Source organism: Mesorhizobium sp. M0207, assembly GCF_040321995.1.
In the GTDB taxonomy this organism is placed as follows: Bacteria; Pseudomonadota; Alphaproteobacteria; order Rhizobiales; family Rhizobiaceae; genus Mesorhizobium.
This window is the reverse complement of record NZ_JAMYSQ010000005.1, coordinates 47,749-60,600: the sequence shown is the minus strand read 5'-3', so window position 1 is coordinate 60,600 and position 12,852 is coordinate 47,749. Positions and strand designations below refer to the sequence as shown.

Annotated in this window: 13 protein-coding genes; 1 reads left to right on the top strand and 12 read right to left on the bottom strand. The window is 63.1% G+C overall.

All coding sequences use genetic code 11. The annotated features are described in order from the left end of the window. Positions 1 to 184 precede the first annotated feature (184 nt). The 4 genes from NKJ15_RS10160 to NKJ15_RS10145 all read right to left on the bottom strand — a co-directional run bounded on the left by NKJ15_RS10160 (position 185) and on the right by NKJ15_RS10145 (position 3,148). Positions 185 to 901, bottom strand: coding sequence for a HoxN/HupN/NixA family nickel/cobalt transporter (locus NKJ15_RS10160; RefSeq protein ID WP_023669894.1), 717 nt, complete (start codon positions 899 to 901; stop codon positions 185 to 187). Between the two features lie 20 nt (positions 902 to 921). After that, positions 922 to 1,566: a DUF1007 family protein gene (locus tag NKJ15_RS10155; RefSeq protein ID WP_352815063.1), complete on the bottom strand. Its 645-nt coding sequence runs from the start codon at positions 1,564 to 1,566 to the stop codon at positions 922 to 924. 87 nt (positions 1,567 to 1,653) lie between these two features. Further along, the gene (locus NKJ15_RS10150; protein ID WP_023685957.1) at positions 1,654 to 2,181 is read right to left on the bottom strand and encodes a hypothetical protein; all 528 of its coding nucleotides are present in this window, start codon (positions 2,179 to 2,181) and stop codon (positions 1,654 to 1,656) included. 154 nt (positions 2,182 to 2,335) lie between these two features. Then, positions 2,336 to 3,148, bottom strand: coding sequence for a class I SAM-dependent methyltransferase (locus NKJ15_RS10145; protein WP_352815061.1), 813 nt, complete (start codon positions 3,146 to 3,148; stop codon positions 2,336 to 2,338). A gap of 190 nt (positions 3,149 to 3,338) precedes the next feature. Here NKJ15_RS10145 and NKJ15_RS10140 point away from each other — a divergent pair, with 190 nt between their 5' ends. Next, positions 3,339 to 3,932 carry a TetR/AcrR family transcriptional regulator gene (locus NKJ15_RS10140; RefSeq protein WP_023703909.1) on the top strand — a complete coding sequence of 198 codons (594 nt, stop codon included), beginning with the start codon at positions 3,339 to 3,341 and terminating at the stop codon, positions 3,930 to 3,932. Between the two features lie 229 nt (positions 3,933 to 4,161). Here the strand turns inward: NKJ15_RS10140 and NKJ15_RS10135 are convergent, their stop codons facing one another. From NKJ15_RS10135 to NKJ15_RS10100, 8 genes are all read right to left on the bottom strand, one after another. After that, complete coding sequence (locus NKJ15_RS10135) at positions 4,162 to 5,199, bottom strand: Cj0069 family protein (RefSeq protein WP_352815059.1); 1,038 nt, start codon at positions 5,197 to 5,199, stop codon at positions 4,162 to 4,164. A 259-nt stretch (positions 5,200 to 5,458) separates the two neighbouring features. Further along, positions 5,459 to 6,442 (bottom strand): ABC transporter ATP-binding protein, encoded by a 984-nt coding sequence (locus tag NKJ15_RS10130; protein WP_023696818.1) that lies wholly within the window; start codon positions 6,440 to 6,442, stop codon positions 5,459 to 5,461. Beyond that, positions 6,435 to 7,445, bottom strand: a complete 1,011-nt coding sequence (locus tag NKJ15_RS10125; RefSeq protein WP_031201713.1) for an ABC transporter ATP-binding protein — start codon at positions 7,443 to 7,445, stop codon at positions 6,435 to 6,437. The genes NKJ15_RS10130 and NKJ15_RS10125 overlap by 8 nt, the downstream gene beginning before the upstream one ends. Continuing rightward, entirely contained in the window at positions 7,442 to 8,353 is a 912-nt protein-coding gene (locus NKJ15_RS10120; protein WP_023669882.1) for an ABC transporter permease, read from the bottom strand. Before NKJ15_RS10120 ends, NKJ15_RS10125 begins: the two co-directional genes overlap by 4 nt. Before the next feature lie 4 nt (positions 8,354 to 8,357). Continuing rightward, positions 8,358 to 9,299: an ABC transporter permease gene (locus NKJ15_RS10115; protein ID WP_023703912.1), complete on the bottom strand. Its 942-nt coding sequence runs from the start codon at positions 9,297 to 9,299 to the stop codon at positions 8,358 to 8,360. A gap of 28 nt (positions 9,300 to 9,327) precedes the next feature. After that, complete coding sequence (locus tag NKJ15_RS10110) at positions 9,328 to 10,890, bottom strand: ABC transporter substrate-binding protein (protein ID WP_023683322.1); 1,563 nt, start codon at positions 10,888 to 10,890, stop codon at positions 9,328 to 9,330. 130 nt (positions 10,891 to 11,020) lie between these two features. After that, positions 11,021 to 11,461, bottom strand: coding sequence for a YqaA family protein (locus NKJ15_RS10105; protein WP_352815056.1), 441 nt, complete (start codon positions 11,459 to 11,461; stop codon positions 11,021 to 11,023). A gap of 9 nt (positions 11,462 to 11,470) precedes the next feature. Further along, on the bottom strand, positions 11,471 to 12,793 hold the full coding sequence (locus NKJ15_RS10100; protein ID WP_352815054.1) for an MFS transporter: 1,323 nt from the start codon (positions 12,791 to 12,793) through the stop codon (positions 11,471 to 11,473). Between the last annotated feature and the right edge of the window lie 59 nt (positions 12,794 to 12,852).

Here is a 12,852-nt window from a genome sequence, read left to right as displayed (position 1 = left end):
AGCAATATCACCGCGATGCCGGCGAGGATCGCCAGCGCTATCATCCAAATGATCTTCTGACGGTCGCTCAATGTTCTAAACCCAAACCCGAACCACGCGTGCCGGCACTTAATGGCACGACGTCGTTAATTGCAATGTGACACCTATGAGAATCGCTGTGGCCTTGGCGGTCGGTCAAACTTTCTCATTTCGACGAGATTTGCCAGACAGCCACGCCAGTAAGAATAAGGCCGGCGGTACCTTCGATAGTTCGCGATATCACATCGAACAGGCGCGGCCGACGGTCGAAGAAATGCACCAGCCGTTCCCGAAACAGGATCGACAGAACTGCCACGCAAGACAACGTCAGTGCCACGCCGGCCATCATGGTGATTGCAAAGAGTATGCCCGCGACCGGAACACCTCTTGAGATCGCGAAGGTCATCGCGAAGAGCGTCAATGGACATGGGATCAGGCCGGCCATGACGCCCACAACCTCGCCTTCATGCTGATGGTGATGACCGTGGCTGAGCGCCCGCCAAAGCATCCACAGACCAATTAACCCGAGTAGGCCACGACTGACATCCTCCAAAAGCGGCGCCCGGCCGACGCTGCCAAGCGCAATCGAGACCAATGGCAACGAGAGGGCTGCAATCACAACGGCAATCGTGACATGGGTGAAGGAGAGTGTCAGCGACACCAGTAGGCCGCGACGGATGCTGGCATCCGATCCGGCCAAATAGGTAGCCAGCACGGCTTTGCTGTGTCCGGGTGTCAAAGCATGCGCAGCTCCGAACAGGACACCCATCGGCAGGAAGGCAGTGAACGCCAGCCAGTCGCCCCCGGCTGACAGCAATTTGATCTGTTCGGCGAGCGCCAAGTATATCGTGCGTTGAAACTCGACCAGGGTTTGGAAAAACACGTTCTATCCGTTCCGCCGCTTCAACCGCACGTCAATTCAAGGCGTGTCGCGAATATCTTGCCGAGATCGGTTCCGGTAGGATCGCTGAAGAAGGCATCCGTCAATTTCGTCTGATTCTGTGCGATTGCGGTATTCAGATCGGGGCGGACGACGGCCCTCGTGCAATCTTTCGGTAGGCCAGCCACGGCGATCTTATCGTCATCGGTGAAATCGATCGCGGTGTAGAAGGTCGGATCGTAGACGCCGATGCTCACCTTGCCGGCGAGCGCCAGCGTGTCTTTCGGCTGCGTCTCGAATTGGATGACGAGTTGATTGTTCTCGTAGCTAGTGACCAGCCTCGCCGGCGGCGTCATCGCCACGTCCTTGCCTTCCACAGTGACCATTTGGAAATAATTGTATTCTTCCAGTGAGGCATGGATGGTGAGGGCGGCGGCGTCGAGTTCTTCGGCGTCGAGAGTAAGGTCGGAATTCTTGTCGAACTCCATCAGCACCGTCGAGGAGAAGAGCTCGTCGAACCGCCAGAGATGCTTGAGCGACTTGACCGACTTGTCAGCGCCAACCGTTAGGTCCAAACGGGCTTCCGCGAAGACATGAGGATGAGCGCCGGCCGCGACGGTGGAGGCGAGCAGGAGCGCCACGCCAAAAATCGTGCTGGTCAGTCGCATTTGCGCTCGCTTTCTCGTCATTGCGCGCCAACCGAGTGATCTGGCAGCGCAAGCAGGCTAAATTGGGACGCGGCCCGCGAAGCCTTTTCAATCATCGACGATCGAACTTGCTATGATGGCGTTCGCTGTGCCCCGAACGGCTGGCGACGTCAAATGCACGAGCTGCTTGCGATTGCCCGCGATCAGTATGAACAGCCGGGAAACCTGCCTGCCCTTCCTCTCCTCGCCGATTTTTTCGGCGTCGGTGCGGTGGAAGAACCGTTTTTCAAACTCGGCGCGGTCGACATCGAAAAGCTTGAGCGAGCAGGTCTGGACGGACCTGCCGTCCATGGTCGCCCTGGTCACCGCGACCATCGTTCCGGCCGGAAGGTCGTCGCCGGTGACCTGCCATCCGCGGAAGGCCTTCATGGCATCCACAGGAGCAAGTGCCGCGCCGTCGACGAGCGGCGTCCATCCGCGCGTCTTTGCCAATGTCGCGGTTCGCTCGAAGTCGGGGCCGTGCGCCAGGCATGTCGCGTGGAAGGCATCCAGCGCCCGGTCGACGCCATCGGCATGCGCAAGCGGTGATGCCAACCATGCGGCCGCAAGCGTCAAGGACAAGTAGGTCTTGGGCATTCGGTAGACTCGCGTATCGAAGCAGGCCGGGATAGCCAATCGGCAAGATAGCGCCGCGGCGGCTGCGCACACAATGCAGCGCGGCCCGCGACTACCGGCCCGCGCGTCTTCCTGGCGGCGGCGCGCCCGGTCCGGTCGCCGCAGCATGCCGCGCTCAGGCAGGCAGGATCTTGTCCGTGGTCGCGCGCACATAATCGAGGTTCATGGTCCCGACGGCGCCGGTATCGTCGACCCTGAAGCCTGTCTCGACCAGTAGAGTTCCGACCGCATTCATGTCGATATGCCCGTGCCGATGGAGCCTCGGCAATGTGGATTCGTGCAGCGGCCTTCCGAAGTCGATAAGCAGCAGTCGGCCTCCCGGCTTCAGAACCCGCTCCGCTTCACGAAAGAAGGTCGATCGGTCGGGTTTCGGCAGGTGATGCAGCATGAGCGTACCGATCACGATGTCGAATTGGCCATCTTCGAAGGGAAGTTCCTGGGCCGTCGCCTGGACGAAGGTCAGATCAACGCCGGCTCGCGTAGCCTTGACGCGCGCCCTCTCGACCATTTCGACCGATGCGTCGACGCCCGTGACGCGTCCGACCGCTCCGACCAACTGTCTCGCGGCTATGGCAAGCGTGCCCGTACCGCAGGCGACATCGAGCATCGCCTCGCCGGGCTGGAGCCTTGCCAGACGCAGCATGAATTCACGGAACCGGTCCTCGCGGCCCCAAGTCAGGACGCGCGCAAGCAGGTCATAGCCGACCGCCCTATGCAGGACGATGCCGATGCCCCTTTCGCCGGCGCCATGCGCGCCGGCAGTCCGCATGTGACGAAAGCCGCCCCAGAGTGCGAATGCCGCGACCGCGGCGAGGATGAGGCCGTGGACTGCAGCCGTCCAAGCACCGGCATTGAGATAGCCGTCCCCCAAATGAAGCATTAGCAGAAAACCGGCGACCAGCGACAGTTTGACGAGCACGGCAAGCATAATAACGCCCTTTCGCGAATGCTGTCCGTTTCCAGCCCGATGACCAAATTGGTGCATTTCCTTTTGCCTCCTCGTCCGTTTCCGGAGTGCTCAAGGCATTCTTGAGCTTCTGGACTCGGCGTATTGTCCAGTAGCGCTGTTGCTGGACAACGGACCGCTGAACGTCCGAAACCGCACGGTGGAAAGAGCAATGACCATTAAAATCGAGCGGCCCGACCACAGGGGTACGATCGACCGTCGTGTCGCGCGCACGCGCGCCATGCTGCAGGACGCGCTGATTGCCCTGATCCCAGAGTGCGGCTATGCGGCTCTCACCGTGGAAGACATCTGCCAGAAAGCTGATGTCGGCAGGTCGACCTTCTATACGCACTATGCCGGCAAGGACGAATTGCGCAGCGCGGCCCTTGAGGCGCATCTGCTGTCGCTGAGCAGGCGCGTGTCGGCAGACGAAAAGACAGGCAACCGCCCGTTCGAATTCAGCCTGCCGATGTTCGAGCACGCGCGGGCGTTCCGGTCGCTTCACAAGGCGCTACTTGCGAGCAGCGGCGACACGATCCACGATCAATTGCGTGAACGCATACGGCGCGCAGTGCGAACCGAACTGTCTGGCAAGCGGATCGGCGACGCGGGCGTGCCGCTGGAATTCGTCGTCCAGTTCATATCGGGAGCCTTTCTCTCGGTGCTTGCCTGGTGGATCGCCGAGGACGCCAGCCTCTCGCCGGCCCAGGTCGACGACCTGTTCCAGCGGATGGCGGGTTCAGCTCTTCCGGGTCGGTCACCCTAGCAAGAGCTTCCAAATCCAGATCTCGCGCCGGTTGAGGCTAACGTTCCTCGGGCGGCCGAATCTTGCGAAACGTCGTGAGCAAAAGGATTTCGTAGATGGTGTTCAAGCCACCGCGATGAGAATTGGTCAGCCGAAACCGGAAACGGCAAGCAGGGGTCCGGCGACCATCGGACTGACCGCCGAACCGCGTTCGGCCAGAGCCCCACTCGGACTGCCAATCTTCGTCGATTCAAAATCGCATGGCAACGAGTCGAGCTATTTCGGCCGGCGCTTGATCGGGGATGGCAAAGACCGAGCTGACGTTGATCTCACAAAGCACATACGTGTCTTCACCTGACACAGTCCGTGGTCCGTAGAGAAAATCGGCATCCCAAATGATCGGCAGCGACCTGGCATCGATGCCTAGCACAGCCATCATTTGCGGCGTCCACCCGGTTTCCATATTGGTCCGCAGCGCCTGAAACGGTTCGGCCGTAGCGGGATGCATTATCCGCGGCCCTGGTTGCGCAGCCTCGGAATCTGGCCCTTCAGGAGGTGGTGGGATTAGGGCCTTGATGAACTGGTGGCCAAAGCCGACCACCTTGTCGGCGCCCATGTAACAGCGGATCATCCCGTCGGGTAAACGCGGTTGGAATGGCTGATCCACGATGCAGCCATCGGGTGTCAAATACACCTCGCAGCGCGCCATGAAATCCGGCAGTGCGAGTTCTTCCGGCGTACTGCCGCGTCGCGCGTGCAGCACCCGAACCGCCGGCTCTCCGCCAGGAAACGAACCGATCAGCTCGACCTTCCATACTCCCTGGCCGCCATTGCCGCGGTTCTGCTTCAGCACCCGTGGACCGGCCGTTCGAAGCCGCTCCGGAAACGCCTCGCGAAAAGCCTCGGCGGAGCCGTAGAGGTAAGTATCGGTTCCCCATCCGAGATGCTTCGTACGGTGCAGAACTTCCTTCACGCCCATTTTCAGGATCACGTCTGGATGTGCACTCACCCAGGGGCCGCGTGCCGCCACGTCGCGCAGCAGCGGGTCAAGCACCGCACGGGTTTTTCCCTCGTGCAAGGGATCGACCCAGACCAGCACGCCGTCCGTCGCCAGGAGCTGGGTCCGAACCTCCTCGGCAAACTCTTCGTCATAAACGGCCGGATCGGCGTGAACACCGATCGCAGCGAGTTCCTCGAACACGCGATGAAACCGGTTGTTCTGCGGTGTCGCCGTGCGACGCGCCTCCCGGTTACCGCGCCAGACCACAGCCACTCGCCTCGTGCCCATTATACCTCGCCTCCTACTTGCTCGCCCATCAGACAGCCCCGATACGAAATAGACTGCGATGCTCGCATCCGAGCAGAAAGATCGGCCTAGATCGAGCCCGCCGCGACGCCGAAAAGCACGCCCAGGATCGAACATGCCGCTAGCACCGGGATCACGCCGACCTTGAAGCGGAATACCGCCAGCATACCACATGAAACCAACGAATTGAGTGACCGAAGCCGGCGGCGGCCTGGGCAACGAGGGCAGATCAAGTCGGCACTCAAATCACCGGCCGCCGCTCGCCGTCGGCCAGGTGGCAGGCCGCGACCCCGCCATGCGGCACCGAGCGCAACATCGGCTCCTCGGCCCGGCAGACATCGATCGCCACAGGACAGCGGGTGTTGAAGCGGCATCCCGGTGGCGGCGCGCTGGGGCTTGGAGGATCGCCCGCGAGGATGATTCGGCGACGGCCGGCCTCGATACGAGGATCCGGCGAAGGAACTGCCGAAAGCAGTGCCTGGCTGTAGGGATGGGCCGGCTCGCGAAACAGCGGCCGCGTCACGCCGGCTTCCGCGATGCGGCCAAGATACATCACCGTCACGTTTGAGCAGACCTCGCGCACGATCGCCAGGTCATGCGCAACGATGACGATGGTAAGGCCAAGCTGTTTCTGCAATGATGTGAACAGGTTGACGATCTGCGCCCGGATCGAAACGTCAAGCGCGCTGAGCGGTTCGTCGCAAACCAGGATCGATGGCTTCAGCGCAAGCGCGCGAGCGATCGAAACGCGCTGGCGCTGGCCGCCGGAAAGCGAACGCGGCAGGCGGTCGAGCACGGTCGCTGGCAGCGCCACCAGATCCAGCAGCTCGCCGATACGGCGCCGGCGCTCGGCCGAAGATCCGAGGCGATGGATCTGCAGCGGCTCTTCCAGCGTCTGGTAGACGGTCTGGCGACGGCTCATCGAGCCCAGCGGATCCTGGAAGACGAACTGGACCTCGCGGCTGAACGATTTGCGGTCCGACTTCAGCCACTGGGCGCGATCCCGCCCCGAGATCAGCACCGTACCCTCAGTCTCCTTCTGCAGGCCGACGACGCTGCGAGCCAGCGTGGTCTTGCCACAACCGGATTCGCCAACGATGCCATGGAAGGCACCACGCGGAATGGTCAGGTTGATGCCGTCGACCGCCCGCACGGCGCCTGTGCCGGAGCGGTTGGCGAAATGGACCTTCAGGCCCTTGACCTCAATCGCCGCAATGTCAGCCATGGACCGCTATCCCTTCCCGCCTCAGCACCACCGGGCATCCCACCTTGTGCGGCGTCCCGCCCGTCGAGATCGTCTGGAGCGGCGGCCGATGCACGTGGCATTCGGGCTCAACCAGTTCGCAGCGGGCGGCGAAACGGCAGCCCGGCTCCAGCCTGATCTGGTTCGGCGGCAAACCTGGTATTTCCTTGGTCGCGGCGCGTTCGTCGGCGCGGAAATCCGGTACAGAGGCAAGCAGCCCGCGTGTATAGGGATGCGTCGGCCGCGTCAGCACATCCATCGCGGTCCCCTCCTCCGCCACCTGCCCGGCATAGAGCACCATGACCCGGTCCGCGACCGAGGCGACGACGCCGATGTCGTGCGTGATCAGCACGACCGCGATGCCTTCCTCGCGCTGGATCTCGCGGATGAGCTCCAGGATCTGCGCCTGCACCGTGGCGTCCAGCGCAGTGGTCGGCTCGTCGGCGATCAGCACGCGCGGCCGGCTTGCCAGGGCCAGTGCGATCATGGCGCGCTGCAGCATGCCGCCAGACATTTCATGCGGATAGCGATCGTAGCGGTCTTCCGGATCAGGGATGCCGGTGCGGGCGAGCAGCGAGACTGCTTCCTTGCGGGCATCCGCATGCGACAGATTGGCAAAGCGGCGCGCCTGGCGCGCCAGTTGCGGTCCGATCTTCAGCATCGGGTTCAGCGCGCTCATCGGGTCCTGGAAAATGACGCCGAAATAGCGGCCGCGAAGGTCAGACAAGCGCCTGGACTCCATTCCGACCAGTTCGCTCGCTTCGGCTCGCGCCGATCCCTTGATATCAACGGTGACGCCCTCGGGCAGCAGGCCGAGCGGCCCAAGCGTCATGACGGTCTTGCCCGAACCGCTCTCGCCGACGACGGCGACTGTCTCGCCGGGACGGACGTTGAACGACACCCCATCGACCGCGCGCACGGAAACGGTCGTGGCGTAGAGATCAATGACCATGTTTTCTATGGAGTAGATCGGCTCGTCGCTCATGGCGCGGCTGTTCCCGTTTCGACGGCGTTCCGCTCCGCTTCCTCAACGGCGCGCGCCTTGCGACGCTTGCGCAGCAAACCGCCGCGCACCGGCCTCGGCACCTTTTGCAACGCGAAGGTCTCGCCCAGCAGATTGAAGCTGACCACCACCAAAGTGAGCGCAAGGCCCGGAAGGACGACCAGCCTTGGGTATTCCTCGATGTAGCTCATGCCGTCGACCAGCATCTGGCCCCATTCCGGCGCCGGCGGCGCGACGCCCAGGCCGAGGAAGCTCAGCGTCGCGATGGCCAGGACAAGGGCGCCAGCATCGGCGCTGGCATAGACCACGACGAGGGCCAGGACATGCGGCAGGATATGGCGCACAAAGATCCACAGATGGCTGGCGCCCATCACCCTTGCCGCTTCGATATAGGGCTGTTGCAATTCGGCGGTGACCACGGCGCGGCTCATGCGGGCATAGTTCGCCCACCACGCCAGCGTCAGCGCCGTGATCATCGACCAGTAGCCGGTGCCGAGAATGCCGATCAGTGCCAGCGCGATCACCAGGCTTGGCAGCGCCAGCGCGATGTCGATGAGGCTGATCAACACCAGCTCGACGCGCCCGCCGACATAACCGGCGAACGAACCGATGCTGACGCCGATGGCAAGTGCGGCCACCAGCACGATCACCATCGCCACCAGCGATATGCGGGCGCCGCCGATGATGCGGCTCAGAATATCGCGGCCGAGATAGTCGGTGCCCAGCCAGTGAGCCCAGCTCGGTCCCGCAAGCGTGACGTCGTAGTCTTGCGCGCCGGGATCGTAAGGCATGATCGAGGGACCGAGCACACCGACCGCGACAAAGAAGACGACTGGCAGCAGCACCAGCCAGGGCCAGTCCTTCATGCTCCTGAACAAGGACGTGTTCATCGGATCAAGCTCCTCTCGCCCTACGCATGCGCGGGTCGACAAACATGCAGATCACGTCAACCATCAGGTTGACGACAACGAAGAACACCACGAACAGCAACAGAACCGACTGCATGCCGACGAAGTCGCGGAAGCGGATTGCATCGATAAAGAAGGCGCCGACGCCGCGCAGCGCAAACACCGTTTCAACCACGATCGAACCGATGATCATCAGCGTGAACTGGGCGCCGAAGGTGGTCAGGAACGGGATGGCGATGTTGGGCAGAGCCTCGCGCATCAGCACCTGTGTCCTCGTGTAGCCCTTCGCGAAGCCCGTCGTGGCGAAGGGTCGCGACATGGCCTCCTGGAGGTTGACGCGGACGACGCGGCTCAGCACCGATGCCGGAAACAGGGCGATTGTCACCCACGGCAAGAGCCACGAGGTGAAGCCGCTGACGCCGAAGGTGGGCAGCCAGCCCAGCATCACCGAAAAGACGATGACCAGCAGCGCCGCCACGAAGAAGTTCGGCGTCGAGGCGCCGACCAGCGAGAAGGCGTGGAGGAACCGGTCCAACGCGCCACCATTGCTGACCGCACCGGCAACGCCGAGCGCCAGCGACAGGAAAAAGGCGAGAATGCCGCCGCCCGCAAGCAGCGCCGCCGTCATCGGGATTCTGGCGGCGAATTCCTGCGCGATCGGCTTGCCGGTGCGCAGCGAGACGCCGAGATCGCCGGTGATGGCGCTGAAAAGCCATCGGCCGTAGCGGACCGGCAGCGGATCATAGAGCCCGAGGTCCTCGCCGATCTTCTTGATCATTTCGGCATCCGCGCCCGGGCCTGCCGCACGCTCGGCCATGAGCGCGGCGACGTTGCCCGGCGCCGCGGCAACCAGGGTAAAGGTCAATGCCGATGCCGCCACGACAAGCAGACAGGCAAGCAACATCCTTCGCAGAATCGTGCGTCTCATCGGAACTCCCCCAGGAGGTTCGAGGCGTTCAGGCCTTCAGCGTGATCGCCTTGAACGGCAGGTCGTAGTCCGTCGCGGGAAGCGCGAAGTTCTCGACGCGAGGATTGTGCGCCCACAGCCGCTGGCTGACAACGAGCGGGCAGATCGCCCGGTTGTCGTGCAGCCAGTCGTAGAGCGCCTGCATCTTGGCTTCGCGTTCGTCGCCGCTCGCTTCGAGCGCGGCCTTGACCACGCCATCAAGCTCCGGGGAAACATAGATCTTGCCGTCCGGCCCGCTGTCGGCGGTGGATACGAACGCGTTGCCGAGCGTGCCGTGCGGATCATAGGGCGCGCCATAGGTGGTGAAGAAGGCAAGATCATATTCGAACGCCGGGCGACGGTCGTGCATGGTGGCGTTGTCGACTGACGAGACCTGAACCTGGAAGCCGACCTCGGACAGCTGCCCCTGGATCATCTCGGCGATGCGGCGCGAACCCGGCAGCGATTCCTCCGATACGAGGAAATCGATCGCCAGCGGCGCGCCCTCCTTGCTCCAGGCGCCTCCGCTTTCGCTCCAACCGCCATCGGCAAGGATTTTCCTGGCCGCGGCGACGTCGCGTACCGGCACGTCATGCCGCTTGCCCGACGAAGGCACGTTGGCCGGGAAGAGATCCGCCGCCGGATCTGCGTAGCCTTCGAACAACACCTTGGCGATCGCGGCGCGGTCGACCGAGACATAGATGGCCTCGCGCACGGCCTTGTCGGCCATCATCTTGGCCTTCGGCGAATAACCGAGCAGCATGGTTGCGGTGCCGGCCTCGGCCACCACTTTCATACCGTCCTTTTCAAGCGCGCGGGCGCGGCGTGGCGACAGCGTCGCCACCCAGTCGCCGCCGATCACGTCGAGGTCGCCGGAACGCAGGGCGTTGGCGCGGGCGAGTTCGTCGGGAACCACCTTCAGCTCCATGCGAGCAAACAGTGGCTTCTCGCCCCAGTATTTGTCGTTGCGCACCAGCACGGTGCCGGAGGAATCGTAGCTTTCGACGATCCACGGTCCGGTGCCGACCGGAGCGGTCTGCTTGCCGCCGGCGTCGACAGCCTTCGGCGATAGGAAGCGCACCGGACGCACGATGGTGAGCTCCAGCAAGGCGGCGGGCACCGGACGCTTCAGCTTGATCGTCAACTTGCTGGGTCCATCGGTGACGATGCTGTCGAATCCGTCGGACACACCGATCCATGAGAAATCCGCGACGCCCAGCCAGCGTTTGAGATTCCATTCGGCGGCGGTCGAATCGAAGGGCGTGCCGTCACTGAAGGCAACACCTTCGCGCAGGTCGAAGGCGATCGAAAGCTGGTCGTCGGCGACAGCCCACTTGGTGGCGAGCCCGGGCTCGAGCGCGCCGTCCTGGCCATAGTGTATGAGGGCGTCGAACACGACCGTGTAGGAACTCAGCGTGGAGACGTTTTGCAGCAGGTCGAGATCGCCGGTTTCGGCGGCAATGGCGACCTTCAACGTTTCATGCCCCTCCGAGTACGCGGCGCGCGGAAACGCGGCAATGAAGGCCAGGCCGGCTGTGGAGGCCAGGAAATTGCGGCGGTCGAGAGTCATCATGTTAGTTCCCCTTTTTGTTTGATTGGCAACGATCATGTGCACGCTTGCTAATTTGTATAGACATAAGACATAAAGTCGGAAAACCGTTTGAGAGTTTTACCCCAGCGACCCACTTGGTCGCGGTTGCGGCCTACAGCCAGTTCAGCACCGCCGCCGAGAGCGCGAGATAGCGGCCGGCTTTCGCCATCGTGACGATCGCAACGAAGCTCCAGAGCGGCTCGCGCAGAACACCGGCCATCATCGTCAGCGGATCGCCGATGACGGGAACCCAGCTCAGCAACAGGCTCCATCGTCCGTAACGGCGGTAGCGCGCCGCGGCGCGATCGAGCGCAGTGGGCTTGACCGGAAACCATTTGCGGTCGCGAAAGCGGTCGATGCAGCGGCCGAGCAGCCAGTTGACAACCGAACCAAGCACGTTGCCGATCGTCGCGACCAGGATCAGTGCCGCCGGTGACTGGCTTCCGGTCAGCAGCAGGCCGGCCAGCACCGCCTCTGACTGCAGCGGCAGAATTGTCGCTGCGGCGAACGAGGTGAGGAACAGCGCGCCGAAGGCACCAACATCTCCCAGCATTGGGGCCGCTCAGCTCGCTTTCGGCCATTTTGGGTGCCTATCGTTAACGACATAACCATGCGCATGCTCGAAGCCTGCTTCGGTCCAGACGGCGTCCTCGAGGTGCGAATGCCCGTCAGACAGATCGTCATGGGCGTGGCTGAGAACGTCGGGATCGTGACGCGGCCACAACCACATCGCGGCAAAGAGTGCCGCGGCGCCAATGACGCCAAGCAGGATAAAGGTGAAGGGCAGGCCCATCGCCGCGCCGACGATTCCGGCGATCGGATAGGTGATGAGCCAGCAGGCGTGCGAAAGCGCGAATTGCGCGGCAAACAATGCCGGCCGGTCGACGGGATCGGCCGAGCGCTTGATCAGCCGCCCAGACGGGGTCTGCGCCAGCGAATAGCCGAGCCCGAGCACGAACCAGAGCGGCAAGAGCAGCTGATAGCTGATGGCGAACGGCCCTGCGAACACGCCGGCAACCAGCAGGCCGGCGCCTGACAACATCGCAACCCGATCCGGGATGCTGTCCAGCAGCCGCGGCAGGACCAGCGCCGCGATCATCGAGCCGCCACCGAAGGCGGCAAGGGCAAATGCCGTGTCGCTCTGGGAAAGGCCGAATTTTGCCTGCACCAGGACCACCGTGTTGACGATCACCATGGCGCTGGCCGCCGCGACGGCAAGATTAAGGGCCAGCAAACCGCGCAAACGCGGCGTCGTCAGATAGATGCGGATCCCGCGCGTCGTGCGTTCATAGATGCCGCGCGGCTCGGAGGGCTGCGGGCTGGGCAGCACCACGGAGACGACCAGCGCCGCTGACGCCAGGAACCCGACAACCGTGCCGGCGAACAGGCTATGGAAGCTTATGACCGAAAGCAGCGCCGCCGCGAGGATGGGGCTGACGACGCTTTCCAGGTCGTAGGCCAGTCGCGAGAGCGACAAGGCCCGTGTGTAGTCCTTCTCTTCGGGCAGCACGTCAGGGATCGAAGCCTGGAAGGTCGGGGTGAAGCCGGCTGACGCCGACTGCAGGATCAAGATGAGAAGATATATCTGCCAGACTTCGGTGACGAAGGGCAGGAATACGGCAACTCCTGCCCTGATGAGGTCGAGCGAAACCAGCATGGTACGGCGTGGTAGGCGCTCGGCGAACGCGGCGGCAACGGGCGCCACGCCGACATAGGCGATCATCTTGATGGCAAGCGCCGTGCCGAGCACCGCGCCGGCATCGGCGCCGGCAAGGTCATAGGCCAGCAGCCCGAGCGCCACGGTGGCAAGGCCAGTGCCAATCAGGGCGATGACCTGGGCCAGGAAAAGATGGCGATAAGTGCGATTGGCAAGGACTTGCAGCACATGTCTGTCTTCTTGGAGGAGCGATGGGTCGTTGATCCGTGGCGATTGAATGGCGGGCC

What these genes read in the sequence shown, in the direction of transcription:
- NKJ15_RS10155 (WP_352815063.1), bottom strand. Translation starts at nt 1,566, where the DNA reads ATGCGACTGACCAGCACGATTTTTGGCGTGGCGCTCCTGCTCGCCTCC.
- NKJ15_RS10150 (WP_023685957.1), bottom strand. Translation starts at nt 2,181, where the DNA reads ATGCCCAAGACCTACTTGTCCTTGACGCTTGCGGCCGCATGGTTGGCA.
- NKJ15_RS10145 (WP_352815061.1), bottom strand. Translation starts at nt 3,148, where the DNA reads ATGCTTGCCGTGCTCGTCAAACTGTCGCTGGTCGCCGGTTTTCTGCTA.
- NKJ15_RS10140 (WP_023703909.1), top strand. Translation starts at nt 3,339, where the DNA reads ATGACCATTAAAATCGAGCGGCCCGACCACAGGGGTACGATCGACCGT.
- NKJ15_RS10135 (WP_352815059.1), bottom strand. Translation starts at nt 5,199, where the DNA reads ATGGGCACGAGGCGAGTGGCTGTGGTCTGGCGCGGTAACCGGGAGGCG.
- NKJ15_RS10130 (WP_023696818.1), bottom strand. Translation starts at nt 6,442, where the DNA reads ATGGCTGACATTGCGGCGATTGAGGTCAAGGGCCTGAAGGTCCATTTC.
- NKJ15_RS10125 (WP_031201713.1), bottom strand. Translation starts at nt 7,445, where the DNA reads ATGAGCGACGAGCCGATCTACTCCATAGAAAACATGGTCATTGATCTC.
- NKJ15_RS10120 (WP_023669882.1), bottom strand. Translation starts at nt 8,353, where the DNA reads ATGAACACGTCCTTGTTCAGGAGCATGAAGGACTGGCCCTGGCTGGTG.
- NKJ15_RS10115 (WP_023703912.1), bottom strand. Translation starts at nt 9,299, where the DNA reads ATGAGACGCACGATTCTGCGAAGGATGTTGCTTGCCTGTCTGCTTGTC.
- NKJ15_RS10110 (WP_023683322.1), bottom strand. Translation starts at nt 10,890, where the DNA reads ATGATGACTCTCGACCGCCGCAATTTCCTGGCCTCCACAGCCGGCCTG.
- NKJ15_RS10105 (WP_352815056.1), bottom strand. Translation starts at nt 11,461, where the DNA reads ATGCTGGGAGATGTTGGTGCCTTCGGCGCGCTGTTCCTCACCTCGTTC.